At 55.1% G+C, this 24,510-nt stretch carries 24 protein-coding genes, 2 pseudogenes and 1 riboswitch; of the genes and pseudogenes, 24 read left to right on the plus strand and 2 right to left on the minus strand.

Features of this window, described 5'->3' with window-relative positions; genetic code table 11:
- Positions 1-1,030 precede the first annotated feature (1,030 nt).
- From HYD27_RS32800 to HYD27_RS29455, 3 genes are all read left to right on the plus strand, one after another.
- Entirely contained in the window at positions 1,031-1,174 is a 144-nt protein-coding gene (locus HYD27_RS32800; protein ID WP_309242146.1) for an IS66 family transposase, read from the plus strand.
- An 8-nt stretch (positions 1,175-1,182) separates the two neighbouring features.
- Positions 1,183-1,239, plus strand: coding sequence for a hypothetical protein (locus HYD27_RS32805; protein ID WP_309242147.1), 57 nt, complete (start codon positions 1,183-1,185; stop codon positions 1,237-1,239).
- Positions 1,240-1,526: 287 nt separating this feature from the next.
- Positions 1,527-3,071 carry a flavocytochrome c gene (locus HYD27_RS29455; protein WP_219221284.1) on the plus strand — a complete coding sequence of 515 codons (1,545 nt, stop codon included), beginning with the start codon at positions 1,527-1,529 and terminating at the stop codon, positions 3,069-3,071.
- A 139-nt stretch (positions 3,072-3,210) separates the two neighbouring features.
- On the opposite strand, the gene HYD27_RS29460 is transcribed toward HYD27_RS29455, so the two are convergent.
- On the minus strand, positions 3,211-4,449 hold the full coding sequence (locus HYD27_RS29460) for an NAD(P)/FAD-dependent oxidoreductase (RefSeq protein ID WP_219221287.1): 1,239 nt from the start codon (positions 4,447-4,449) through the stop codon (positions 3,211-3,213).
- A gap of 176 nt (positions 4,450-4,625) precedes the next feature.
- Between HYD27_RS29460 and HYD27_RS29465 the strand changes: the two genes are divergently transcribed.
- The 15 genes from HYD27_RS29465 to HYD27_RS29535 all read left to right on the plus strand — a co-directional run bounded on the left by HYD27_RS29465 (position 4,626) and on the right by HYD27_RS29535 (position 17,116).
- The gene (locus tag HYD27_RS29465) at positions 4,626-4,862 is read left to right on the plus strand and encodes a hypothetical protein (RefSeq protein WP_219221289.1); all 237 of its coding nucleotides are present in this window, start codon (positions 4,626-4,628) and stop codon (positions 4,860-4,862) included.
- 108 nt (positions 4,863-4,970) lie between these two features.
- Positions 4,971-5,357 carry a spore coat protein gene (locus tag HYD27_RS29470; protein WP_219221291.1) on the plus strand — a complete coding sequence of 129 codons (387 nt, stop codon included), beginning with the start codon at positions 4,971-4,973 and terminating at the stop codon, positions 5,355-5,357.
- A gap of 285 nt (positions 5,358-5,642) precedes the next feature.
- On the plus strand, positions 5,643-6,143 hold the full coding sequence (locus HYD27_RS29475; protein WP_219221293.1) for an Lrp/AsnC family transcriptional regulator: 501 nt from the start codon (positions 5,643-5,645) through the stop codon (positions 6,141-6,143).
- A 13-nt stretch (positions 6,144-6,156) separates the two neighbouring features.
- Positions 6,157-7,377 carry an aminotransferase class I/II-fold pyridoxal phosphate-dependent enzyme gene (locus HYD27_RS29480; RefSeq protein ID WP_219221297.1) on the plus strand — a complete coding sequence of 407 codons (1,221 nt, stop codon included), beginning with the start codon at positions 6,157-6,159 and terminating at the stop codon, positions 7,375-7,377.
- A gap of 183 nt (positions 7,378-7,560) precedes the next feature.
- On the plus strand, positions 7,561-7,767 hold the full coding sequence (locus HYD27_RS29485) for an aspartyl-phosphate phosphatase Spo0E family protein (RefSeq protein WP_228745419.1): 207 nt from the start codon (positions 7,561-7,563) through the stop codon (positions 7,765-7,767).
- Between the two features lie 381 nt (positions 7,768-8,148).
- The gene (locus HYD27_RS29490) at positions 8,149-9,399 is read left to right on the plus strand and encodes a methyl-accepting chemotaxis protein (protein ID WP_219221300.1); all 1,251 of its coding nucleotides are present in this window, start codon (positions 8,149-8,151) and stop codon (positions 9,397-9,399) included.
- Positions 9,400-9,412: 13 nt separating this feature from the next.
- A complete protein-coding gene (locus tag HYD27_RS29495; protein ID WP_219221302.1) occupies positions 9,413-10,171 on the plus strand; it encodes a methyl-accepting chemotaxis protein in 759 nt (252 codons plus the stop codon).
- Positions 10,172-10,731: 560 nt separating this feature from the next.
- Entirely contained in the window at positions 10,732-11,076 is a 345-nt protein-coding gene (locus HYD27_RS29500; protein WP_219221303.1) for a class I SAM-dependent methyltransferase, read from the plus strand.
- Between the two features lie 137 nt (positions 11,077-11,213).
- Positions 11,214-11,777, plus strand: coding sequence for a cob(I)yrinic acid a,c-diamide adenosyltransferase (locus HYD27_RS29505; RefSeq protein WP_219221304.1), 564 nt, complete (start codon positions 11,214-11,216; stop codon positions 11,775-11,777).
- Position 11,778: 1 nt separating this feature from the next.
- Positions 11,779-12,984 (plus strand): RluA family pseudouridine synthase, encoded by a 1,206-nt coding sequence (locus HYD27_RS33090; RefSeq protein ID WP_219221305.1) that lies wholly within the window; start codon positions 11,779-11,781, stop codon positions 12,982-12,984.
- Between the two features lie 28 nt (positions 12,985-13,012).
- Positions 13,013-13,597, plus strand: coding sequence for a hypothetical protein (locus HYD27_RS29515; protein ID WP_219221306.1), 585 nt, complete (start codon positions 13,013-13,015; stop codon positions 13,595-13,597).
- Between the two features lie 111 nt (positions 13,598-13,708).
- A complete protein-coding gene (locus HYD27_RS29520; protein WP_219221307.1) occupies positions 13,709-14,074 on the plus strand; it encodes an arsenate reductase family protein in 366 nt (121 codons plus the stop codon).
- Between the two features lie 137 nt (positions 14,075-14,211).
- A complete protein-coding gene (locus tag HYD27_RS29525) occupies positions 14,212-15,138 on the plus strand; it encodes a 5'-3' exonuclease (protein WP_219221308.1) in 927 nt (308 codons plus the stop codon).
- Positions 15,139-15,330: 192 nt separating this feature from the next.
- Positions 15,331-16,827, plus strand: coding sequence for an alpha-N-arabinofuranosidase (locus HYD27_RS29530; RefSeq protein ID WP_219221309.1), 1,497 nt, complete (start codon positions 15,331-15,333; stop codon positions 16,825-16,827).
- A 13-nt stretch (positions 16,828-16,840) separates the two neighbouring features.
- On the plus strand, positions 16,841-17,116 hold the full coding sequence (locus HYD27_RS29535; protein ID WP_219221310.1) for a DUF6171 family protein: 276 nt from the start codon (positions 16,841-16,843) through the stop codon (positions 17,114-17,116).
- 153 nt (positions 17,117-17,269) lie between these two features.
- Here the strand turns inward: HYD27_RS29535 and HYD27_RS29540 are convergent, their stop codons facing one another.
- Complete coding sequence (locus HYD27_RS29540; protein WP_219221311.1) at positions 17,270-18,208, minus strand: ArsR/SmtB family transcription factor; 939 nt, start codon at positions 18,206-18,208, stop codon at positions 17,270-17,272.
- A gap of 140 nt (positions 18,209-18,348) precedes the next feature.
- Positions 18,349-18,540, plus strand: a riboswitch (cobalamin riboswitch).
- 226 nt (positions 18,541-18,766) lie between these two features.
- Here HYD27_RS29540 and HYD27_RS29545 point away from each other — a divergent pair.
- The 6 genes and pseudogenes from HYD27_RS29545 to HYD27_RS33030 all read left to right on the plus strand — a co-directional run.
- Positions 18,767-19,534 (plus strand): energy-coupling factor ABC transporter permease, encoded by a 768-nt coding sequence (locus HYD27_RS29545; RefSeq protein ID WP_219221313.1) that lies wholly within the window; start codon positions 18,767-18,769, stop codon positions 19,532-19,534.
- Positions 19,531-19,836: an energy-coupling factor ABC transporter substrate-binding protein gene (locus HYD27_RS29550; protein WP_219221315.1), complete on the plus strand. Its 306-nt coding sequence runs from the start codon at positions 19,531-19,533 to the stop codon at positions 19,834-19,836. The genes HYD27_RS29545 and HYD27_RS29550 overlap by 4 nt, the downstream gene beginning before the upstream one ends.
- Positions 19,820-20,608, plus strand: coding sequence for a cobalt ECF transporter T component CbiQ (cbiQ, locus tag HYD27_RS29555; protein ID WP_219221317.1), 789 nt, complete (start codon positions 19,820-19,822; stop codon positions 20,606-20,608). Before HYD27_RS29550 ends, cbiQ begins: the two co-directional genes overlap by 17 nt.
- Positions 20,609-20,661: 53 nt before the next feature.
- Complete coding sequence (locus HYD27_RS29560) at positions 20,662-21,564, plus strand: energy-coupling factor ABC transporter ATP-binding protein (protein ID WP_219221318.1); 903 nt, start codon at positions 20,662-20,664, stop codon at positions 21,562-21,564.
- Positions 21,561-23,138 (plus strand): annotated as a pseudogene (gene cobJ / locus HYD27_RS33025) (precorrin-3B C(17)-methyltransferase); the annotation flags it as partial. The gene HYD27_RS29560 and the pseudogene cobJ, both read left to right, overlap by 4 nt.
- 135 nt (positions 23,139-23,273) lie before the next feature.
- A pseudogene (locus tag HYD27_RS33030) lies at positions 23,274-24,509 on the plus strand (sirohydrochlorin chelatase); the annotation flags it as partial.
- Between the last annotated feature and the right edge of the window lies 1 nt (position 24,510).

Raw genomic sequence — 24,510 nt, forward strand, 5'->3', positions numbered from 1 at the left:
ACCAACCCACGGATAGCAGTGTGCCAGCCGACGACTCGCATTTTGTCTCTATGCCCAAGGGATTGAACCCCCTTGGTTTAAGGGTGAAAAACAGGGGAATTGACAAATTCGTTCATAGCAGTGGAATGGAATGGAGTGAATGAAGTGGAATTCGAAAGAATTAGTACACTTAAATGGACGGAAAAGTCTTAAAGGAATCGTGAAAAGCTGGCTCCATCTAAAAAGAAGGGGCCACACTAAGTGCGAACAAAGCGGAGGGCCAGAGGAATTTCGGAGAAAAGATAGTGTTCGCCTTTAAAAACCGGTTTCAACCAGTAGTCTTATTCCAATCAGGAAACCGGACTGTAACAGCGGCCGGAAGAACCCTCTGGACCCGCAGCGGACTTCATTCACATCGTCAACCGCTGATTTTGGTTTTGGGCCAAAAAGGTAATTGAATGTATAGTAATGGAACCGGCGAACCTGAAAACGCTGATGAAACGCAAGGAGGTTCATAGGGAACGAAAGCGAAGTGGAAAAAGTAACACTAATGGGCTGGAATTCCGGCTTTAACGGGCTTTAGTGGGAATTTGTACACTTAATAGAGGCCCACTCCCCCCAAATGGCTGATTTCAGCCGGATTAGTTGTACTTTTTCCCACTAGGGATGATCCGGAATCCGAATGCGCTACTTTAGTTATCCTTTTTACCACTAAAATGGCTGCCCTTTTTATGAATGGTTCAAGGTCATCTTTATGAATGGTTCAAGGTCATCTTAATATAGGCATATTCCTCTGTAAGAGAGAAACGGATCGATTAGGTACCCTTTTTTCCACTAACCCTTGCGAAAAAGCGGCTGGGGGAATATGAAGTGACCTTTTTCCGCTTGGCTTCCTGCCTGGCTTCAGCAGCCAGCCTTACACCTGAAATGCAACAGCTGCGCTGCCCGGTCAAGGACGGCAAGTCGTTTTGCTGCATGCCTATGCTACGGTCGGTATGCTGGTAAGCGTCAAATACTTCCCGTCTTCAAATAGCGATAGCCCTTCGGTTGGCTGCATCAGCAGAAAGGCAAAATATTACCCAGAAGCAAACTGGGCGAAGCGATAGGGTACTGCCTGAATCCATGGCACAAGCTGACACTGTTCCTGGAGGACGGCCGGATGGAGCTGGAGAACACCGGGCGGAACGCTCCATAAAGCCGTTTGTGATCGGGCAAAAAAATTGGCTGTTTGCAAATACACCACGTGGTGCGCCATGCTAGCAGCGTCATTTATAATGTGATGGAAACGGTAAAAAAGAAGGGACTGCGCCCCTGCCGCTACCTAATGTTTCTATTCAAGCATCTGCCGCAACTGGAGAATGTGAACGTTCCTCAGGACCTGGAACCTTGGCCGGTCTCCCTTCGCACCGCGAGCATTTCGCCTCTCCAAGAGGAAGAACCAGTTACTTTAGTTACTTAATGATTTCTTTAGTTACTTAAGGTTCCAAGAGGTGCACCTTTGCCGCTATGATAATTGTGAAAATATGCACAAGGGGGCAAGGTTATACATGAGAAATAAAACGGCAGCCGCTCTGATTCTCATTCTTTCGGTAATGCTTGTTGTAGCAGGATGCAGCAACGGAAACAGCAGCACAGATAACAGCGCAAATGAGAATAAAAGCGGGAATAACGCAGCAAGCGCGACAAGCACGCCCGAAGCAGTTTCGGGGGCATCAGAAGCAAGCTATACACCGTACGATCAATTAAAAGATAAATATGATATTATCATTGTCGGTGCTGGCGGCGCCGGCATGACTGCTGCGCTTGAGGCCAAGGCCAAGGGCTTGAATCCGGTTATTCTTGAAAAAATGCCGGTGGCCGGCGGGAATACCACCAAATCATCCTCAGGAATGAACGCTTCCGAAACGAAATTTCAAAAAGAGCAAGGCATTGAAGACAGCAATGATTTATTTTATGAGGAAACCTTAAAAGGCGGCCATGATACCAACGACACAGAGATGCTTCGTTTCTTCGTTGACAATTCCGCAAGTGCAATCGACTGGCTGGATTCCATCGGCATCCGCTTGAACAACATCACGATTACCGGCGGCATGAACGAAAAGCGCACACACCGTCCTGAGGACGGCTCCGCCGTCGGGCAATATCTTGTGAAAGGCCTGGTGACAAACGTTCAGGAACAAGACATTCCGCTTTTTGTAAACGCCGAGGTTAAGGAAATCACGGAAACAGACGGCAAAGCGACTGGCGTCAAGGTCCTCTTTAACCAGACGGATGAGAAAACAATTGCTGCGGCGGCTGTCGTTGTGACAACCGGCGGTTTCGGCGCCAATATGGATTTGATTTCCGAGGTCAGACCTGATCTGGAAGGGTATGTGACCACGAACCAGGTGGGCAGCACGGGTGACGGCATTAAGATGATTGAGAAGCTCGGCGGCACAACCGTCGATATGGATCAAATTCAGGTTCACCCGACGGTGCAGCAGGAAAATTCCTACCTCATCGGGGAAGCGGTCCGCGGCGAAGGCGCTATCCTTGTCTCAAGTGAAGGCAAGCGGTTCACGAACGAGCTTGATACCCGTGACAAAGTCACCGCCTCAATTGATGCACTTCCTGAGAAATCTGCTTTTCTTGTCTTTGATTCGGGTGTCAAATCCCGTGTTAAAGCGATTGAGCAATACGAAAAGATGGGCTTTGTGGTCGAAGGAGAGTCCATTGAGGCTTTGGCCCAAGCGATGAATGCTCCGGCGGATCAGCTTCAGGCGACACTGGATGCCTGGAACAGCGCGGTAAAAAATAAACAGGATGCCGATTTCGGCAGAACGACAGGAATGGACAACGATTTGTCCGGCGCTCCTTACTATGCGATCAAAATCGCCCCCGGGATCCATTACACCATGGGCGGCGTAAAGATCAACACCAACACAGAAGTTCTGAATTCAGACGGCGAACCCATTCCAGGCCTGTTTGCGGCCGGTGAGGTTACAGGCGGACTGCACGGTCAGAACCGGATCGGCGGAAACTCTGTTGCGGAGATTATTATTTTCGGCCGCCAAGCGGGAATCAAATCCGCTGAATACGTGCAAGCACAATAGTATATATCTGCTGCCGCGATTTATTCGGCAAACAACCGCTTGGGCTGCAAAAGCTCAAGCGGTTGTTTTTGTGTTTAAGTCTGTCGGACATATAAAATCGTACCAGTTAAGCTTGGTTTCTTTCTTCAAGCACCGCCGGCTATGCCCGAATGGCCGGAGAAGGATTCGGCTTGGAGGTACGGGTCAGCGAGAACAGCTCCAGCTCCCTGCGGTAATTCCCCGCAATGGTGTCGGCCAGGAGCTCGGCGGCAATCATGCTGTAGACCGTCCCGTTACCGCCATAGCCTTCAATGAAATAGCAGTGAGGGTACTCGGGATGCGGCCCCATGTAAGGGAGTCCGTCGCGGGTAGAGCCAAACACCGCGCCCCAGGAATATTCTGCTTCGATTCCATGGATTTCCGGAAAAAGGGCTTCCAGCTCTTCGAGCAGCCGCCGGCCCTGGGAGAGCACTCGGATTTCCCGCTGCTCCGGATCGGTCAGCTGCTCATCCTTGCCTCCCGCTATAATACGGCCGTCCGGGGTGGTCCGGAAATAGAGATATGGACGGGCCGTTTCCCAGATCAGGCTATTTTCATGCCATTTGGGAAAATTCTTAATCGGCTTCGTCATGATGGCGTAAGTATTGATCAGCTCGGCTCCCCGGTCTTTTTTCATCTCCTGGGTTTCATAGCCCATGGAAAAAATTACATTTTTGGCGAAAATCCGTCCCTTGTCCGTGATGCAGCCCACACCGTCGGCGCTGTATTCATAATGCCGTGCCCGGGTATGCTCATAGATGCGCACCCCGTTGCTGCGGGCCTTGTCGATCAGGCTGTGAACCGTCCGGAACGGATTGGTTTCCGCATCCCCCCTGGAATAGAGGGCGGCTGGTTTGGTGAAGGAGTAGTGTGCACTGATCTTGTCCTGCTCCCAGAAGTCGGAATCAAAGCCATGGGCAACCAGGTTGCTGTGCTCCTGCCGCAAGGCCGGCACATCTTCCGGCGTGCTGGCATACAGCAGGCTGCTGCGCCCAATAATCTGCGGATCGATGCGGAGCTGCTCCGGCAGCTCCAGAATTCTGCGGATGCCCTGCCGGCAGAGCTTATAGAACAGCACTCCGTTTTCTTCCCCGAATGTATTGATGCAGGCAGTCAGTGATTTATCATTGGCGATCTGAAGTAAGCCTGTATTGGCATGGGAGCTTCCGGTGCCGATGGCTCTTTTATCAATGAGAACAGTATCTGCACCGCCTAAGGACATCCGGTAAGCAGCCATGGCTCCGCCCATCCCCCCGCCTACAATCAGGCAATCGCAAGTAATATCTCCGTCAAGTGCAGGATAGGATGGAGGATTTGGCAGTGAGCCTTTCCAAGGCAGCTGCCCGCTGTTTAATTTCATTTGCTGATCTCCCCTTAAATGAGATTCCGATATTGTATTATTGGCAGCCTTTGCGGCTCTCATGCGTGGCTGCCGGTGGATTTTCAAATTGCGGCTTGTGCTTCCCGGCACATAAAGAACTGCGGTCACAGCCATACTAAATACTGCTTGAATATCTGAAGGAGGGAATACAGAACATGCAATCAACGCAAATGCAGGCGCTTAGCGGAAAAGAAGTGGAATATATCGCAGACTCCATCTCCAATGAGGATTTGCTGATCAAGCAGCTGGCTGCTACCGCCGGGTCCACACAGAATTCCACGGTACACCAGATTTGCACCCAGCAAATTCAAAGCCACACCCAACATATGGACGCGCTGGTTCAATTGCTCCATCAGCACCAGCAGTATGCACCAACCCAGCCGCAGCAATAATTGCTGAAGCAGCCGGGCTCACCAAGCATAAGGCATATGCTTCCGGAGCGAGTTTTGACGAAGCCGTCTCAGGAAGCAATGCTCACAAAACTTTTAGGAGGTTATTTTGTGAACGCACAAAACGGATCGGCATTTATGGCGGATGAAGATTTATTGAACACGGTTTTGGCTGATTTGAAACGGACGGTACGCGAATATACCACGGCTGCCACAGAGTCGAATTGTCCAACAGTGCGCCGGGTATTCAACGACCTGACCATGGATACGCTGCGTCTTCAGGGCGATCTGTATACACAGATGTCGCAGCTGAATATGTACACAGCTCCAGGCAAGGCGCTGCGCCAGGACATCGACAAGCAGATTCAGACGGCCCAGCAGACCCAGCAGAAATGCCAGCAGTTCGTGCAGCAGAAGATTGGCGGAGCCGGAGCTTACAACCAGGCCTCCAATATTCCTGCGCATCAGGCGAATGTGCATAACCCTTATTATATGTAACCCTGCTATCCCGGCGGTGAAGCAAGATGAAATGAAGCTGCCAGAGAATTAACCGGCAAGGCCAGGCAGAGCGGCGGTGCAATCGCCCTCTGCTTTTTTGCTGTTCCCGCTGCTATTGGCCGCCCGCCGGGTTTTACTGAAATCAGGCAGGCCGGAACCTTCCGGCCTGCCTGATTTTGTTTGCAGAAGTGGCATTTTCGTGTCATATTAGTATTAAACTCTTTTCGCAGGAGGTGCAGCCTGACTGTTAAGGCGGCCGAATGGCGATCGATCCGGAGGGAAGGCATGAAAGAAATGAATGAATTGAAGAGGAAAGTGCTGGAACTGCTCAAGGAGGACGCGCGGAGCTCTACGGCGCTGATGGCGACGTTGCTTGGAGCGGAAGAAGAGGATGTCAAACAGGTTATTGAAGAGATGGAAAAAGACCATGTGATCGTCAAATATGCCACAGTCGTAAATTGGGATAAGGTCGACGATGAACGGGTAACCGCACTCATCGAGGTGCAGATTACGCCGGAGCGGGGCCGCGGCTTTGAGGGCATTGCCGAACGGATCTATCTGTATCCGCAGGTGAAATCGGTCTATTTGATGTCAGGCGCCTATGACCTGTTAGTGGAAGTGGAAGGACGCAACCTGCGGGAGGTCGCCAACTTCGTCTCCGAGAAGCTGTCGCCGATTGATGCGGTGCTCTCTACCAAAACCAACTTTACGCTCAAAAAATACAAACAGGACGGTATCATCTTTGAAGAGCATGAGGAAGACAACCGTCTCATGATATCTCCGTAAAGGAAGTAATCAAATGATCACGAATAACAGCCAGCATACCGGAGAAACAGGCAAATCGATGAATTCCTATTTGGCGCCGCTGGTCCAGCAGATTCAGCCTTCGGGCATCCGCAAGTTTTTTGATCTGGCGGCAGGCAGCAAAGATATTATCTCACTCGGGGTCGGGGAGCCGGATTTCAAGACGCCTTGGCATGTCAGGGAAGCCTGCGTATATTCGCTGGAAAGAGGCTTTACCGGCTACACCTCGAACGCGGGCATGCCGGAGCTGCGGGAAGGCATCGCCGAATATCTGCAGACCCGTTTCGCAGTAGAGTACAATCCGGCCAACCAGATTATCGCCACAGTAGGCGGGAGTGAAGCGATTGATCTGGCGCTGCGCGCCTTGATTTCGCCGGGAGATGAGATTCTTATCCCTGAGCCTTGTTATATTTCCTACTCGCCGATAACGGCGATAGGCGGCGGGATTCCCGTTGGCATTGAGACGTTTGGGGAGAACAACTTCAAGCTTACCGCCGAGGGGCTGGAAGCCAAGATTACCCCGCGCTCCAAAATTCTGATTCTCTGTTATCCCAGCAATCCGACGGGAGCAATCATGAGCCGTGAGGATTGGGAACCGATTGCCAGGGTTGTAGAAAAGCATGATCTCATCGTCATCTCCGATGAAATCTATGCCGAGCTGACTTACGGCAGCAACCATGTAAGCTTTGCCTCCCTGCCGGGGATGATTGACCGGACCATACTGGTCAGCGGCTTCTCCAAGGCGTTTGCCATGACCGGCTGGCGCATGGGCTATGCCTGCGGCCATCCGGACTTGATCTCCGCAATGCTGAAGATCCATCAGTACACGGTCATGTGCGCGCCTTCGATGGGCCAGGTGGCTGCGCTGGAGGCTTTGACCAACGGCATGGAAGAAAAGGACCGGATGGCAGATTCGTATAACCAGCGCCGCCGCCTGATTGTCAAAGGCCTGCGCGATGCCGGGCTGGACTGCCATGAGCCGCAAGGCGCATTTTACGCATTTCCGAGCATACGCCGCACCGGGCTGACCTCCGACGAGTTCGCCCAGCGCCTGCTGCTCGAATTCAAGGTAGCCGCGGTTCCCGGCAGTGTCTTCGGCCTTGGGGGCGAAGGGTATCTGCGCTGCTCCTATGCCACTTCTGTTTCACAGCTGAACGAGGCCGTTGAACGGATAGGGGCGTTTGTCTCACAGCTTGAACGCGAACGAAGCAAATAATGCAACACGAATGAAGTAAATCGGACTATAGCGGATCTTCCTGCTGTATGGTATTATTTTACTCTGAGAACAAGAAACACCTGTATTAGTATTTACAAGGATTTTCTTTTCTGAATAATACATTTAGGAGGGATGATTGTGCTCAGCGCCGATTATTACTTGCCTTCCTATTGCGGGGAGTGTTTGACCGGAAGCGGCAAACGGCCCGCCAAGGGTGAGATTAATGCACGCAGGCTCTCTTTGGAAGATGAGATTCGCATACTCCGCAGCAGAATGGAACAGCTTTTTGTGCAGGAGAATTCGTTCACTTCAGCCAATGTGATTGAAATCAGCAGTCTGTTGGACCTGAAAATTAATGAATACATGAGAGGACATTCCCGCAGACGCTGACGCTGGGATTGTTCTTGCCGGGGACCTTCGGGTCCCTTTTTGTTAAAAGATAAGAATGTATATGTTTCACGCTATACATTAGCCTTATCTTTCCCGCTGAAACGGATACCGTCCTTATAAGGACGGTATCCGTTTCAGCCTGCCATCCATCAGCAAGAGCACCACGGAATGGAAACGTTTTAGAATTTTGGTGCCGAAAATTACGGCGTTTTTCACTAAATTACAACAAATTGTTCTGCTATTCGACAAAAGAATAACCTTTAGAAGGTATCTCTCCAGATGGAATTTCAATATGCTTGTAGCAGTTGCATCTACTTAGGGGGGATTAATTTGGCAAATGTTTTGTTCAGGATCACAAGATTGAATTTCAAAAGCATACGCATGAGAACATTCGCAACTATCCTGCCTGCTTTCCTCGTTACCCTGCTGCTTGTCGCGATTTTTTCCTACAACTACTCCAAAACGATTATCCAGCATCAAATTGAAGAAAAAATGAATTTGCAATTGTCTGATATTTCCAACGAAATTTCAGCCAATTTAAGCACCCACAGCAAAGTTCCGGAGGTCCTGGCCCGGGTTGTTGAAAATGGGGCATCCGGCTATACGCTGGAGCAATACAGGACTATGCTCAGCAGTGCGTTGGACTCGAACCGGGATACCTTTGGCGTGGGGATTTATTTTGAACCGGGCCGGTATAAGCCGAATGAAGCATTCTTCTCCTCCTATGCTTACCGCGATGGCGGAAATATAATCACTACTGAGCAATACAGCGATCCTTCCTACAATTATCCCGAGCAGGACTGGTACCAAATTGGCAGAGAGCACACAGGAATTACCGACCCTTATTATGACGCCGGAACGGATACGACGATGACTACCTTTTCGGTGCCGTTTTTTGACGGCGGCGGGGCGCTGCTCGGCGTAATGACAGGCGACATTAATTTGAAGACACTGCAGGAAAAGATCGAGCAGGCCAAGGTCGGAGACACAGGCTGGGCGATATTGCTCGATAAGCAAGGCAATTACATAGCGGGACAGGACAAAGAAAAGATTATGAAGCTGAAAATTTCCGATGAGGACAACGCCAGTCTGGCTTCCGCTGGGAAGGAATTGCTGCAAAAGGACAGCGGCATGGTTAAGTACTCCGATGCGGAGGCTGCCTACCAGCTGTATTATGAAAAGCTGCCCGCTACCGGTTGGGTGCTGGGCCTGGCTATTCCCGAGAATGAGCTGTATTCGCCTTTGAAGCCGCTGCTCCGCACGATTGTGCTGACTGGCTTGGCAGGACTGGCGGTTACCTTGTTCGCGGTTTACTTTTATAGCTTGTTCATTACCCGCAGACTCGGTATGGTGAATGAGCTCTCGCAAAGAATGGCGGATGGCGATTTTACCCGCAAGCTGAATATACGCAGCGCAGATGAATTCGGCACCATGGCCGGTTATATGAACCGGATGATTGAAAATCTAAGCAAGCTTTTGGGCAGGGTAGCGGGCAATTCGTTGCAGGTAGCAGCAACGTCGGAGCAATTAATGTCCAGTGCGGGCCAGACGAATCAAACTGCCGAGCATGTTGTGCAAGCCATTCAGGATATAGCCTCGGGAGCCGGCACCCAGCTTCAGGCGACCCGGTGAATCGGCCAGAGCAATGGAGGAGATGGCAGCCGGTGTGCAGCGGATTGCCGAATCTTCTATGGAGGCGGCGGAAACGGCCGGTATGGTAGCCGCTCAGGCGCAGAATGGACACGAAATAATCAGCGGGGCGGTTGGGCGGATGAAAGAGATGGAGCTGTCGGCAACCCGTATCTCGGAGTTGATTCATTCCTTCGGTTCACGCTCTGGGCAGATTGGGAATATTGTCGGATTCATCACCGAGATCAGCAATCAAACCAGCATGCTTGCACTGAATGCGGCGATTGAGGCGGCACGGGCCGGGGAATACGGACGGGGCTTCTCGGTGGTAGCAGGCGAGGTTAAAAAACTATCGGAGCAAACGGCAGCAGCAGCGGGCCATATCAGCAGTCTGATTTCGGAGATACAGTTGGAGAATCTCAAAGCCGCAGACTCCATGACCGCAAATGCCGTTATTGTGCAGGAAGGCTCCCGTATGGTTGGAGATGCAGGACAGCTGTTTGCCGGGATACTAAATGGAGTCGGGGGAATCCGCACGCAGATTCACGAGGTCTCTTCTTCCTCCCAGCAGCTGCTTGCCGGAACGGAGGAGCTGACCTCCACGGTTGAACATATGGCTGAAATTGCCGGGCAAGCTGTAAGCTATTCACAGAGCGTCGCCGCCTCTTCGGAGGAACAGCTGGCGTCTATGGGGGAGGTTGCCGGGGCTTCTACGCAGCTGGCCAAGACGGCTGACGACATGCGGACTGCAATTACGCGGTTCAAAGTAAGCTAACACCCAAGTAAAGGGCCGGTAAGCAAAGAGGCGGGCGTGTTCTCAAGACACCCGCCTCCTTGCTCTGGCGCCGTTTGGGCCAGAACAGAAGAGAAGGGAAGAGTGGGACGCTGGATATGATGCGCAGCTGTACTGCCCTGCGTCCCGGGTCGGAGCTTGGAGCGGGCGGAAGACCGATGGCAGGACACGGCTACAGGCATATACTGAATTCATTCTATCCTGAAATAACATTGTCCGGATTTGGGGCATTGTTATGGAAGCCTCGAATTTGGCGAAGCCCAATTGAGGGCCTTCCCCGAAAATTTCATCGTCTGAAGCGCCGCGATTGAGCGGCATGGATGTTTATTGCATATATGCTGCCGGTAGTGCAGCACAGAAAAGAGGATGAGGGCATGCTGAAGGCTGAAATAACTGCGGGACCCGGGTGCTTTTGAACCATTGGAGCTTACGCCCGCAGGAGCCGTGAACCCGGCAAAGGGACAGCTGTATCCGTGGGAGCACGGATTTTTGGCGTTTTTTAAGGAAGCTGACGCGGAAGGAGCAATAAAAGGTATCTGGAAATGTACAACAAAATCGCCCGTTTCTACCGCCTTTCCAATAAGGCTTATTTTGCGCTGAAATCCGGCGGGGAACGAAGCTATAGAATTCAATTTCTGTCTGAGCTTGAGCTGCGGGACGGAGACAGGGTGCTGGAGACATCGGCGGGAAGCGGCGACAACTTTCCTTATATCCGGGAGCAGGCCGGGCTGTTCGGGCTGGATATCTCCAGCGGGATGCTGGATTATTTTGAACACGGGAAGGATGTGCCGGGCATTCCGGGACTGATTCCGGAGAATATGCTGGAGATCGGGTACAAGGAAGCCTGCAAAGGCATGATGTACTGCATTACGTTCAGAAAGCCATGATCCAAGCTGGCATACGGGGCGCCCCTGTGCGCTCAGGGAGTTATTTACATGTCATAAATCCTGATCTTTGTTTGCCTTATTTACACAGGAACGTTTAAACTATGAATATGTGATTTGAAGGCAGGAGGGAAACGGAAATGGCGATCTATACACGAACGGGTGACAAGGGAGAGACATCGGTCATTGGCGGCCGTGTAGGCAAGGACGATGTCCGTGTCGAAGCCTACGGGACAATTGATGAGCTGAACAGCTTTGTCGGCCAGGCGCGCAGTCTGATGGAGGACGGGAGGTTCGCCGATGTGCGGGAGCAGCTGCTGGAGATTCAGCATGAGCTGTTCGACTGCGGGTCTGATCTGGCTTTTGTGAAGCTTAGCGAGAACAAATATAAGGTGACAAGCGGGATGGCAGAGCGCCTTGAAGGCTGGATCGATGCGCTGCAGGCGGAAAATCCGGTGCTGGAGCGCTTTATCCTGCCGGGAGGAAGCCAATTGTCATCGGTGCTGCATGTCTGCCGCACCGTCTGCCGCCGCGCGGAGCGGCGCGCAGTTACACTGGGACGGAGTGCGGATATCAACCCGGAGGCAGTGATCTATCTGAACCGGCTGTCGGATTACTTTTTTGCGCTGGCCCGCACGGCCAATACACGGCTGGAAGTTGCTGATGTAGAATATGTGCGCAGCAAAAAGGTGTTCCGCAATTAAGATGGCGACGGGCTATTATTCACCAATTTCATATCAGGTGCCGCCTTCCGAGGACGGCTGGCTGCTTAAGACCCTCCTGCAGAAGCGGATGGGCGTATCCCGCAAGCTGCTGTCCCGGCTCAAAATGACGGACCAGGGCATTATGCTGAACGGAGAACGGGTCTATATCAGCGTGCGGGTCAATGCAGGGGATACCGTGGAGATCCGCATGGAGCAGGAGACCTCGGAGGACATTCTGCCGCAGCCGGTTCCTTTCGAGATCCTCTATGAGGATGAGCATCTGCTGGTCGTCAACAAGGCGGCGGGGATGATTGTGCATCCGACCCACGGGCATTATACCGACACGCTGGCAAACGGAGTTGTCTATTACTGGGCGCAGAAGGGTGAGCAGTACCGCTTCCGCCCCGTCCACCGTCTGGATCAGGAGACCTCGGGCGTGCTGGTCATTGCGAAGAATCCTTACAGCCACCAGCATATTTCCGAGCAGATGATTGCCGGAACGGTGGACAAGCGCTACAACGCCTGGGTACACGGCGTTCCTGCTGTGCCGAGCGGCGATATCGACGGGCCGATCGACCGCGACCCGGCGGAGCCGCACCGGCGGATTGTGACGCCGGACGGCTATCCTTCCCTGACCCGTTACGTGGTCAAGGAGGTTTACCCCGGCGCAGCAATGGTGGAGCTGAAGCTGGAGAGCGGCCGCACCCACCAGATCCGGGTGCATATGGGCTCCATCGGCTGCCCGCTGATCGGCGACGGCATGTACCGGCACTGGCTCTACGGCAAGGCGGAGCTGGAACGGGTGGCGGGGCTGGACGCCGGAGAGCAGGCGGAGCTGGAACGGGTGGCGGAGCTGGACGCCGGGGAGCATGCGGAGCTGGAACGGGTGGCGGAGCTGGACGCCGGAGAGCAGGCGGAGCTGGAACGGGTGGCGGAGCTGGACGCCGGGGAGCAGGCAGAGCTGGAACGGTTGGCGGAGCTGGACGCCGGGGAGCATGCGGAGCTGGAACGGGTGGCGGAGCTGGACGCGTCCATTCCGCGCCAGGCGCTGCATGCGGTGCGGCTGTCCTTCCAGCACCCGGTGCTGCACACGGAGCTGGTCTTTGAAGCGCCGCTGCCCCCGGATCTGGCGCTGCTGCAGGCAAAGCTGCGGCAGGCGCCAGTGGCAGATGCCGACATTGTGCAAATCAAAGGTGAAATCCCTTGATTTTGCCGCAAGTGGCCCGCCTGGCCGAATGAAAAAGCAAACCGGCCGGGCGGGCATCAACAACGGCAGTAATGCCGTTATTTCGGAGCAAACCGGCCGGGCGGGCATCAACAACGGCAGTAATGCCGTTATTTCGGAGCAAACCGGCCGGGCGGGCATCAACAAGGGCAGTAATGCCGTTATTTCGGAGCAAACCGGCCGGGCGGGCATCAACAAGGGCAGTAATGCCGTTATTTTGGAGCAAACCGGCCGGGCGGGCATCAACAAGGGCAGTAATGCCGTTATTTCGGAGCAAACCGGCCGGGCGGGCATCAACAACGGCAGTAATGCCGTTATTTCGGAGCAAACCGGCCGGGCGGGCATCAACAACGGCAGTAATGCCGTTATTTCGGAGCAAACCGGCCAGGCGGGCATCAACAACGGCAGTAATGCCGTTATTTCGGAGCAAACCGGCCAGGCGGGCATCAACAACGGCAGTAATGCCGTTATTTCGGAGCAAACCGGCGGGGCGGGCATCAACAACGGCAGTAATGCCGTTATTTCGGAGCAAACCGTCCGGGCGGGCATCAACAACGGCAATAATGCCGTTATTTCGGAGCGAACCGTTGAATGAAAGGTAAAGCTACCTTTGATTTCGCTCAAAGTGGCCTATTGCGGAGTTTAGCATTTGAGCCTGCATATCCAGCCTGCAATTTAATCAAAATTTACATTGAAGGAGCAGCCGATGAGCCAACTAAAAGTTTATCAATATCCGAAATGCGGCACCTGCCGCAGCGCTGTGAAATGGCTGAAGGAAGCAGGGCATGAGCTGGAGCTGCAGCATATCGCCGAGCAGCCGCCGACTGTATCTGAGCTGCGCGGGCTGCTGGCGAACAGCGGGCTTGAGCTGAAGAAGTTTTTTAATACCAGCGGCGAGGTCTACAAGAATCTCGGGCTGAAGGACAAGCTGCCGGATCTTAATGAAGAACAGCAGCTTGCACTGCTGTCCGGCAACGGCATGCTGATCAAACGTCCCATTGTCACTGACGGCAAGCAGGTAACGGTGGGCTTCAAGGAAGAGCAGTATGCTGCGGCCTGGAGCCGGGACTGATTCTTTCTCCTTCTGGAGCCGGATGCAGCAAGAACCTGGAAAACAGGGGCTGGCGGCTGAAGGAAGTCCAGGCAGGCAACGCCGCCAAGCAGCTGCGGCTTACCCGAAAATAAGAAGCTACTAAGGAGAGGTTACACATGAGTTCAGAAACAAAGGGCCGGGTAATGATCGTTGACGGAATGGCTCTGCTGTTCCGGGCTTTTTATGCGACCGCCTATGGAGGATATATCCGCAAGACCAAGGCAGGCATGCCGACGAATGCGGTATACGGATTTTTGCAGTATTTTTTCGATGCGGTCAGCACGTTTGGGCCTTCCCATGTGGTCTGCTGCTGGGATATGGGGAAGGGGACCTTCCGCACCGAGAAGTATGACGGCTACAAATCGAACCGGATTGATGCGCCGCTGGAGCTGATTCCGCAGTTCGATCTGGTCAAAGAGGTGGTGGCCGAGCTTGGCGTGCCGAATATCGGTCTGGCGGGCTATGAGGCGGATGACTGTATTGGCACCCTTGCCTCGTGCTACAGCGGAGAGTCCGAGGTCTATATTCTGACCGGGGATCATGACATGCTGCAGCTGGTCAGCGACAGCGTCAAGGTCGTAATTATGAAAAAAGGCCGCTCCAATTACAAGGTGTACGATCCGGCGGAGCTGCTGGAGGAAAGGGGACTTACCCCTGCCCAGGTGATCGACCTGAAGGGCTTCATGGGCGACACCAGCGACAACTATCCGGGGGTTCGCGGCATCGGCGAGAAAACGGCGCTGAAGCTGCTGACGGAATTCGGCACCGTCGAAGGTGTTATTGAGAATCTTCACCTGCTGCCCAAAGGGGTGCGGGCCAAAATCGAAGCCGATCTCGATATGCTCCATCTGTCCCGCGAGCTGGCGGAAATCCGCTGCGATGTACCGGTAGTCTGTACGCTTGGTGAATGCCTGTGGGAGCTGCAGCGGGAGAACGCGGCGCGAAAATTCCAGGAGCTGGAGTTCGGCAGTCTGATGCATCTTGTCGGCACAGTGCGGGATGAGCGGGGCATTGTGCAGATCGAGCTGGGGGATCTGGGCTAGGCTTGCGGCTCCTGCCAGACCGTTACCCTGAATTCTGACAAAATGAGTCTATAGCAGAAAAAGCGCTTCCTGAGCCGCGTGCGGCAGGGGGGCGCTTTTTATTGTTGACGGATGCGAAGCAAGCCCTTTATAATGTTAATATACTTATTAAATAGTTAATAAATATATTAATTTAAGAGAGGCGGCATTTAAATGGCTCAGCGTGCAGTGCTTAATGCAGATATCCGCAAGGGAACGATTAACCGGAATATTTACGGACATTTCTCCGAGCATTTGGGACGGTGTATTTATGAGGGCATCTGGGTGGGAGAGGATTCTCCGATTCCGAATACCAACGGTATCCGCAATGATGTAGTGGAAGCGCTTAAGGAGATCAGGGTGCCGGTGCTGCGCTGGCCGGGAGGATGCTTTGCCGATGAGTACCACTGGAAGGACGGCATCGGAGCCCGTGAAGGACGCAAGCGGATGATTAACACCCACTGGGGCGGCACGGTGGAGAACAATCATTTTGGAACGCATGAATTTATGGAGCTGTGCGCGATGCTGGAATGCGAGCCGTATATCAACGGCAATGTGGGCAGCGGAACAGTGCAGGAAATGTCCGAATGGGTGGAGTATCTGACCTTCAGCGGCGTTTCACCGATGGCTGAGCTGCGGGCAGAGAACGGACAGGAAGAAGCATGGGCGGTCAAATATTTTGGCGTGGGCAATGAGAACTGGGGCTGCGGCGGCAATATGCGTCCCGAATATTATGCTGATCTGTACCGCCGTTACCAGACTTATGTCCGCAATTATGGCGACAACCAAATCTACCGGATCGCCTGCGGGCCGAATGTCGATGATTACCGCTGGATGGAAGTACTGATGCGTGAGGCTGCCCGCTTCATGGATGCGATCACGCTGCATTATTACACCATTCCGGGCCCGGATTGGCAGCATAAGGGGGCGGCTACCGGCTTTGAAACTTCCGAATATTTCTCCACACTGGAAAAAGCGCTGCGCATGGAAGAACTGGTTACGCGCCACAGCGCAATTATGGATAAATATGACCCTGAGAAGAGGGTTGGCCTGATTGTGGATGAATGGGGGACCTGGTATGATGTGGAGCCGGGCACGAACCCGGGTTTCCTGTACCAGCAGAATTCAATCCGCGATGCGCTGGTTGCCGGCCTTACGCTGAATATTTTCCACAAGCACAGTGACCGTGTACGGATGGCGAACATTGCCCAGACGATTAACGTGCTGCAGGCTGTCATTCTTACCGAAGGCGACAAAATGCTACTGACTCCGACCTACCATGTATTCAATATGTATAAGGTGCATCAGGATGCTGAATTGCTGGATTTGACGCTGGACAGCGGGTCTTACAGCTTTGAGGGCAAGGAGATTCCGGAGGTATCGGCCTCGGCTTCGGTAACGGCAGAGGGTGTGATTCATATCAGCCTGTGCAATCTGAATCATGCGGCGGCGGCTGTGCTTCCGCTGGAATTGCGTGGTCTGGCCGGCAAACAGGCGGATATTGCCGGCACTACGCTTGCCGGGGCAGCGATTGATGCCCATAACACGTTCAGCGAGCCGGAAGCGGTTGTTCCGCAGCCGTTCACTGCGTTTACCCTGGAAGGCGATACGCTTGCTGTGGAGCTGCCGGCGATGTCCGTAACGGTACTGGAAATTACACCGAAGGCATAGAAGGAGCATTGCTATGGCGACAACCTCTGTCTGCAAAGGCTGCCGGGAAGATTATAAGGTTACACAGGCACAGATTGACCGCATCCTGGCCTCCTCAATGTTCAATGAAGGCAATACGGCCTCTGATCAGGTGTATGCTGAGCGGGTCGCACTCTGCGGCGGCTGTCCCAAGCTGCAGGACGGTGTCACCTGCACCGCCTGCGGCTGCATTATACCGGTGGTTGCCCGGCTGAAGGCACGCGGCTGCCCGCTTCCCGGCGGAGGCCTGTGGCAGCCGGTCAACGAATGAGCTTGGCCTTCTTGTCTTAAGGCCAAGCGGTGCAAGAATGCGGCGCGGCATGAAGCCTGCCAGAACCCCAAGAACCCCCGCTCATCCGCCAGCTATTACGCTGCGGGTGAGCGGGGGTTCTTCATTGCAGGCATGTTCGTGCAGGCGTCTGCTTCAGAAGGATTCGGCGGCATCATGACTGTCGGGCAGATCTGTATAGAACAGTTCAACCAGCATGTCTTCGTTATAGTTGCCAAACCCTTTGCCGAACAGTGTCAGACCGCCGATATGCTCGGCATCATCCTCTACGGAGAGCCTGAAGCTCCACTGCTTGCTGCGGATGTCCACCTGGTCCAGCGTAACGCCGGAAAGCTTGAGCCCGTCCATATAGGTGCCCTTGGGCGTGATGCGCAGCTGTTTGCGCAGCCCGTATTGATTCGTGAGTGCAGGCCACCACGAAGGCGTATATTTGCCTCTGCTGTCCCCATAGTCACCGGGACTGGTCCAGAAGCCCAGCTTTCTGCCGTTCAGGGTAAAGGTAATGTCCGAGGGCCAGTTGTTATTGATCGAGGGCGCTTCGGAGGCGATTTCCATCGTAATGGCCAGCTCATCCGGCTGTTGGCTGGACAGCAGGAAGTTGGGGATTTTGTATTCGATGTAGCCTTTGCCGAACCATAGTATGGCCGCATTCATCCGCTCCAGATCCCAGAAATAGCGCGGGTCGTCAAAACTTCCGATGATCTGCTCCGCAGTCGCCAGCCCGCAGGTCGGCTCAATTGCGAAGTCGGAATAATGGCCCACCGGCAGCTCGATGCGGTAGCCTTTGCGCTCCGGTTTCATTTGGCCGGGGAAAATGATCTCTGCACCCTCCGCAGCCAGCGTGCAGATCTTTTGCAGTCCGCTCCGCCCCGGGGCCATATGTGTCCGAATCAGCCCGGCAGCCTCCAGCTTGCGGACATGCATGGTCATTATTGCACTGCTTAGCTTGGCCGCCGCCGCAAGCTCCTTGACGTTCATGGGCTGAACGGCGAGAAGGCGGAGCATCTGGAGGCGCACTGCGCTCGATAAGGCTTCGTACACGGGCAGTGATTTTTCGGTAAGATCCAATTTCATTGGGCAGCCTCCGGTTCAGGTTTCGTATAGTTAATAAGTATATTATTCAAATGAGGTTCTTACAAGCTGTTTGCCTCTTAACGGCGCCTCCACTTTTATCACAGACACCCCCGGCCTTTGTCCGCTATGATGTACAGGAAGAATTAGCGGTGAAACAAGGTGCCTTTGAATATTATTTCAAGGGATAACAGGGAATCGGGTGCAACTCCCGAGCGGTCCCGCCACTGTAAGGAAGAGCCAGCCTTCACAATGTCACTCGGTTTAGCCCCGGGGAAGACGAAGGCCGGGCTGTGATCCCGAGCCAGGAGACCTACCTTGTTTGCGCACACACGACTCTACGCGGATAGGAGCGGTGTACGATGGATTAAGAGACAAGGGTGCGCTGCATGACTTGGCGGCGGGGCAGCCTTCTCTTTGTGATCTGAACACGTACATACAACTCCCACCCTCCGGGGCGGGAGTTTTTCGGGTTTGAAATAGAAACGGCGCCTGCTGAAGGGCAGGGGAAGCCGGTTCTGCCTGCCAGCGCTAATTCAGAAAAACAATGGAGGTGTGGAAATGAACAAACGCAGCTTTTGGCGTTTTGCTTCGCTGGTTGGCGTATTTGCCGTTTATTTTCTGCTGAATGAACCGGGTACGGCGCAGGCGATGCACATTATGGAAGGTTTTTTGCCGGCAGGCTGGGCGGTATTCTGGTGGGCGGCTTTTCTGCCGTTCTTTTTCCTGGGTATCCTTAAGCTCAGAAAAATGACCCGTGACAACCCGGAGCTGAAGCTCCTGCTGGGTCTGTCCGGCGCGTTCACGTTCGTGCTCTCGGCTCTCAAAATGCCTTCCGTAACAGGAAGCAGCTCCCATCCCACAGGGACGGGACTCGGCGCCGTGATGCTGGGGCCGCTGCCGATGGGCGTGATCGGCTCAATTGTACTGCTGTTCCAGGCGCTGCTGCTCGCTCACGGCGGAATCACTACGCTGGGAGCGAACGCCTTTTCCATGGCGGTGGCGGGGCCTTTTGCCGGCTATGCGGTATACAAGCTGCTGATGAAGACGGGCGGGCGTGAGAAGCTGGCGGTATTCTGCGCAGCTGCGGCGGCGGATCTGATGACCTATGTCGTCACTTCCTTTCAGCTCGCGGTGGCTTTTCCGTCGGCAGATGGCGGTGTACTGGCTTCCTTTGTTAAATTCGGCGGTATATTTGCCGTGACTCAGATTCCGCTGGCGGTCAGCGAAGGACTGCTGACGGTGCTGCTCTGGAACTGGCTGAAGGCCTACAGTCCGCAAGAGCTGTCATTGCTTAAGCGGGGAGCCAAGGGAGGAAATGCGCTATGAAGAACAAATGGATAAATGTGCTCATGCTGCTGGCCGTGGTTCTGCTGGTGGTGCTGCCGCTGCTGCTGGTGAACGGGGAGTTCGGCGGAGCCGATGAAGCGGCTGAGGGGGTAATTACAGAGATTAATCCCGCCTACAAGCCGTGGTTCAAGCCGCTGGCCGAGCTGCCGGGTGAGACGGAGAGCATGCTGTTCGCGCTGCAGGCGGCCCTTGGTGCAGGTGTGATCGGTTATACGCTGGGTCTCTTCAAGGGAAGACAGGACCGGCAGGGCCGGCAGAAGCTGAATGATCAGAAGAATTGATGCTTTATCCTACAGCAACGCCCTGCGGCAGCTGTCTCCGATGTGGAAAACCCTCTTCGCAGCCGTCATGTTCGTGCTCTCTTATATGCTGCATCCTGCCCTGCAGGTTCTCATAGCATTGTGGATGATGCTGTGGTGCCTGGGGTACGCCAAAATCCCGCTGCGGGCATATGGGCTGTTGTTCGGCACAGCACTGCTGTTCTACGGCCTCAGCCTGCCTGCGCTGCTGGTGGAGCTGGGCCGTCCGGCCGCCGGTGGGGCTGTCTTGAGCCTGAGGCTGCCGGGCACGGAACGGTTTCTCTACATCACACGGGCCGGGGAGCTGCGGGCGGCGCTGCTGCTGGCCCGGGTATCGGCCTGTCTGGCCTGCTGTTTTTTTATGATGCTGACAACGCCCTTCGGCGAGCTGCTGCAGGTGCTGCGCAGGCTGAGGATGCCGCAGATCGTGCTGGAGCTGATGCTGATTATGTACCGTTTCCTGTTTCTGCTGAATGATGCGGCGCATGGATTGCTGCTGGCCCGGCGGCTGCGCGGCGGCCGGAGGGGCTTCATGTCCAAGCTGCGGGAGACGGCCGGCATGGCGGCGTCGCTGTTCGCAAGCACGATGCACCGCTACTACGGGCTGTCGCAGGGGCTTATGACCCGGGGGTTCACCGGGGAGATTCTTTTGCCTCCCTATGCGGCGCGGACAGTGCCGCGCAGATTCGCCATTGAGGCGTACGCGGGAATAACACTGCTGCTGCTTGCCCAGCTGTGGATGATATGGATCTAAATGCGGATGAAATGATGAAGTGAAACGCTCGGAAGAAGGAGAGCAGCATGGAGATGGATTATAGCTTGGCTCTGGAGAATGTTGTATTTCATTATCCGGACATGGCGGAGCCTGCGCTCCGGGACCTGACCGTCCGCTTCCCCAAGGGCTGCAAAACAGCGGTGCTTGGACATAACGGCTCCGGCAAATCAACGCTGTTTCTGCATGCGGTGGGCCTGCTGCGGCCGCAAAAGGGTATGGTGCTGCAAGCGGGAGCACCTGTATCCTACGCCAAAAAAGAGCTTGCTGCGCTGCGGCGCAGAGTCGGGCTGGTCTTTCAGGACCCCGAGCAGCAGCTGATTCTGAGCACACCGCTGGAGGATATCTCCTTCGGGCTGCGGGGGACGGGCATGGAAGAGGCGGAAATAGAGGCGCGGTGTGCGGCGGTACTGGACAGGTTGAGCCTGTCGGCGCTGAAGGACAAACCGGTTCACCAGCTCAGTCTGGGCCAGAAAAAGCGCACTGCGCTCGCAGGTGTGATGGCGATGGAGCCGGAGCTGATTTTGCTCGACGAGCCTACGTCCTACCTGGACCCGGTGTCCGAGGCGCAGCTTCTGGACGGGCTGGACAGTATTCACCGCACGGGCCGGACGGTGGTCATGGCCACGCATGATATGAACCTGGCCTACCGCTGGGCGGACTGGATCATCGTCCTCGATCAGGGCGTCTGCCATGCTGCCGGAACGCCGGAGGCTATTTTTGCCGGGCGGGAGGCGCTGCAGGCCATTGGTCTGGAGCTTCCGCTGCTGGCGGAGCTGTGGCATAGCCTGCCCCTGCGCTTAACCGCCGGCCGCATGGCTCCGCGGAATGCGGAGGATTTCAAGGCAATGCTGAACGGGATGCTGGGGGAAGGGCCGGAAGAGAGGCAGGCGGACTGGCTGATTGAAGATTACACGCGAACGGGGGAACGAGAATGAACAAGCAGGGAAAGCTGCTGATTATCGGCTTTGGTCCAGGCAGCCTGGAGCATATTACAGGCCGCGCCCTGGCTGCGCTGGAAGAAAGTGAGGCCGTGATCGGCTATACCACATATGTGGATCTGGTCAAGCCGCTGCTTGAGGATCAGGAGATTGTCGGCACAGGCATGACCGAGGAGGTCAGCCGGGCCCAGGAAGCGGTGCGCCGCGCGGAAGCCGGACAGACCATCGCCGTAATCTCCAGCGGGGACGCCGGTGTATACGGAATGGCCGGGCTGGTGTACGAAGTGCTGGTCGAACGAGGCTGGAGCCGTGCCGAAGGCGTGGAGGTTGAAGTGATCCCCGGCATATCAGCCATTCAATCCTGCTCTTCGCTGCTGGGTGCTCCGGTTATGCACGATTCCTGCACGATCAGCCTGAGTGACCATCTTACCCCATGGGAGAGTATTGCGGCCCGTGTGGAGGCTGCGGGGGCAGCGGATTTTGTCATTGCCTTCTATAATCCGCGCAGCGGAAAGCGGACACGCCAGATTGAAGAGGCACGCCAAATTCTGCTCCGTTACCGCGAGCCTGCCACTCCTGTAGGCATCGTAAAAAGCGCGTACCGCAACCGTGAGCTGACGGTTGTTACGACGCTGCAGGATATGCTGGACCATGAGATCGGCATGCTATCGACTGTGATCGTCGGCAACTCCGCCACAATGGTCTATGAGGGCCTTATGATTACACCGCGCGGCTACGGGCGCAAGTACAGCCTCGGTTCAGATACGCAGACCCTGAAGCCGCATGAGCGGCTGCGGACCTCTGCGGAGCCCTGGTCACTGGCGGCGCTGGATGCCGGAGAAGACTCCAAAGCCGGGGAGCCTCCGGCCGACAAGGGGCGGATAGGGCTTGCAGACTGTGAAGACGGTGGAGTACCTAAAGGGGCAGTGCTGAACGCGGGACCTTCGTCTGGGGTGAACGGGATGGCGGAGCCGGCTGTTTCCGCCGGGGCGCCGGTGCACCGGACTGCAGTCTGTGAATTGGAGCTCTCGCCGGCCAGCGGAAGCCGGAAATTCAGCGGCGCCCAAATGAAGCTGCTGGCAGAGCTGGCTGGGGATGATGGCCGGCTTGGATATACCAGGGACGGCCATTTGCTGCTGCGGAGCTTCCGGACAGAGCATGCCGAAATGGCCCCGCTGCTTGCTGCGGCAGGGCTGAATGCAACCGTGCCGGGCGATGTTGTGAAGGTGAAAACCTGCGGCTTCTGTGATTTGAGAAAAGAGAACGCGCTTGGAGCCGCGCGGCGTTTATATAAAGAGCTGAACGGGCGGCCTGTACCCAGAGAGCTGCAGATCAATGTGGCCGGCTGCGGGATGGCCTGCAGCTCGGCGGTGCTGGAGGATATCGGTCTCATCTATTCCAGGGGCAGCTATGAGCTGTATCTTGGCGGCAAAAAATCCGGACGCGCCGCACACGCAGGCAGCAGGGTCCGTGAGGGAATGAACGAAGGGGAAGCGGTAGCCGCTGTAATGGAGGTAGTTGAACAATACTGCGCGGAGGGCTATCAGAATGAACGGTTTTATGCTTTTTTTGAGCGGATGGGGAGCGGGCTTTCTATGAACTGCAAGAATACGGAGAACGGGCTGGACTGTGAACACACGTATGCACGGACACCGGAAGGAGCGCACGGGCTGACAACGGTTTTGCTTGTGGGACACGGCAGCCGTGTGGAAGCGGGGAATGAAGAGCTGCGGGATTTCACCCGTTTGCTTGCTGCCCGCATGCCGGAGCTGACCATTGAAACCTGCTTTATCGAGCTGTCGGCTCCATCCATTTCCGAAGGAATCGACAAATGTGTGCAGGAAGGGGCGGGGACGGTCTATGTGGTGCCGATTATTTTGTTCGCGGCGGGCCATTCCAAGCTGGATATTCCAATGGCACTGGATCAAGCGAAGCTGAAATATCCGGGCGTGGAATTTGTGTATGGCCGCCCCATCGGTGTGCAGGAGAGAGCGGTGGAAATTCTGCTGGACCGGATTGCGGAAGCCGTGCCGCTGTCAGGCGGGACCGCCGAGCAAACGCTGCCGGCGGAGCCTGGCTCTTCCGCGCGCCTGAATACCGGCAAGCTGGAGGCTGCGGCAGCATGGTCTGAAGAAGAGACGGCCCTCGCTGCTGAGGAGGAGACATCTTCTTCCGAGGTTGGGGATGGGGATACAATCGTGCTTGTCATGGGCCGTGGAGGCAGTGATCCGGATGCGAACAGCGATTTCTGCAAGCTGACCCGCATGCTTTGGGAGAGAACCTCCTATAAAAGCGTCGAGGCTTGTTTTATTGCGGTCACCAAGCCTTCGCTGCCTGAAGGGCTGGAGCGCTGCCTTGCTCTGGGCGCGCGCAAAATTATCGTGCTGCCGTATTTATTGTTCACTGGAGTGCTGATGAAGCAGTTCAGTGAAGCGGTGAGCCGTTTTGCCGCAGCGCATCCGGAGATTGAAGTGGAGGCCGGCAGCTATTTAGGCTCCCACCCGCTGCTGTCCGACATGCTGCTGGAGCGTATTGAAGAGACGGTGGCCGGCCGTTCCGCCGCCAATTGTGACAACTGCAAATACCGGGATGAAGCCTCCGCGCACCACTATCACCACCATCATGGCAGCGATGGGCATGATCACGGACACGAAGGGGAAGACGGGCATGAAGATCACGGACATGGGAATCACGGACACCACGCTGAACATCACGTGCATGAGCATACCCATGGGCACCAAGGCGCGCATCACGGGCACAGCCATGAGGCGGGGCATCCTGGCGGTCACGGGCATCATTCCAATAGTGAAGACGCGCATAGCCGCGGCGAGCAGGCAGGCGGAGCTGCCGCGTCCGCTTCAGTTGCAGGCGCAGACATCCAGCCGCAGCCGGAAGCTTCACAGGATGCTATGCGCCCGGCAAGCGCTCCTAAGGCGCACTGAC

This window comes from Paenibacillus sp. S150 (assembly GCF_019352175.1).
Taxonomy (GTDB): domain Bacteria; phylum Bacillota; class Bacilli; order Paenibacillales; family Paenibacillaceae; genus Paenibacillus_AQ.

Bases quoted from the DNA above. Each gene is read 5' to 3' on its own strand.
- HYD27_RS29455 (WP_219221284.1), top strand. From the start codon at position 1,527: ATGAGAAATAAAACGGCAGCCGCTCTGATTCTCATTCTTTCGGTAATG.
- HYD27_RS29460 (WP_219221287.1), bottom strand. From the start codon at position 4,449: ATGAAATTAAACAGCGGGCAGCTGCCTTGGAAAGGCTCACTGCCAAAT.
- HYD27_RS29465 (WP_219221289.1), top strand. From the start codon at position 4,626: ATGCAATCAACGCAAATGCAGGCGCTTAGCGGAAAAGAAGTGGAATAT.
- HYD27_RS29475 (WP_219221293.1), top strand. From the start codon at position 5,643: ATGAAAGAAATGAATGAATTGAAGAGGAAAGTGCTGGAACTGCTCAAG.
- HYD27_RS29480 (WP_219221297.1), top strand. From the start codon at position 6,157: ATGATCACGAATAACAGCCAGCATACCGGAGAAACAGGCAAATCGATG.
- HYD27_RS29490 (WP_219221300.1), top strand. From the start codon at position 8,149: ATGAGAACATTCGCAACTATCCTGCCTGCTTTCCTCGTTACCCTGCTG.
- HYD27_RS29495 (WP_219221302.1), top strand. From the start codon at position 9,413: ATGGAGGAGATGGCAGCCGGTGTGCAGCGGATTGCCGAATCTTCTATG.
- HYD27_RS29500 (WP_219221303.1), top strand. From the start codon at position 10,732: ATGTACAACAAAATCGCCCGTTTCTACCGCCTTTCCAATAAGGCTTAT.
- HYD27_RS29505 (WP_219221304.1), top strand. From the start codon at position 11,214: ATGGCGATCTATACACGAACGGGTGACAAGGGAGAGACATCGGTCATT.
- HYD27_RS33090 (WP_219221305.1), top strand. From the start codon at position 11,779: ATGGCGACGGGCTATTATTCACCAATTTCATATCAGGTGCCGCCTTCC.
- HYD27_RS29515 (WP_219221306.1), top strand. From the start codon at position 13,013: ATGAAAAAGCAAACCGGCCGGGCGGGCATCAACAACGGCAGTAATGCC.
- HYD27_RS29520 (WP_219221307.1), top strand. From the start codon at position 13,709: ATGAGCCAACTAAAAGTTTATCAATATCCGAAATGCGGCACCTGCCGC.
- HYD27_RS29525 (WP_219221308.1), top strand. From the start codon at position 14,212: ATGAGTTCAGAAACAAAGGGCCGGGTAATGATCGTTGACGGAATGGCT.
- HYD27_RS29530 (WP_219221309.1), top strand. From the start codon at position 15,331: ATGGCTCAGCGTGCAGTGCTTAATGCAGATATCCGCAAGGGAACGATT.
- HYD27_RS29535 (WP_219221310.1), top strand. From the start codon at position 16,841: ATGGCGACAACCTCTGTCTGCAAAGGCTGCCGGGAAGATTATAAGGTT.
- HYD27_RS29540 (WP_219221311.1), bottom strand. From the start codon at position 18,208: ATGAAATTGGATCTTACCGAAAAATCACTGCCCGTGTACGAAGCCTTA.
- HYD27_RS29545 (WP_219221313.1), top strand. From the start codon at position 18,767: ATGAACAAACGCAGCTTTTGGCGTTTTGCTTCGCTGGTTGGCGTATTT.
- HYD27_RS29550 (WP_219221315.1), top strand. From the start codon at position 19,531: ATGAAGAACAAATGGATAAATGTGCTCATGCTGCTGGCCGTGGTTCTG.
- cbiQ (WP_219221317.1), top strand. From the start codon at position 19,820: ATGATCAGAAGAATTGATGCTTTATCCTACAGCAACGCCCTGCGGCAG.
- HYD27_RS29560 (WP_219221318.1), top strand. From the start codon at position 20,662: ATGGATTATAGCTTGGCTCTGGAGAATGTTGTATTTCATTATCCGGAC.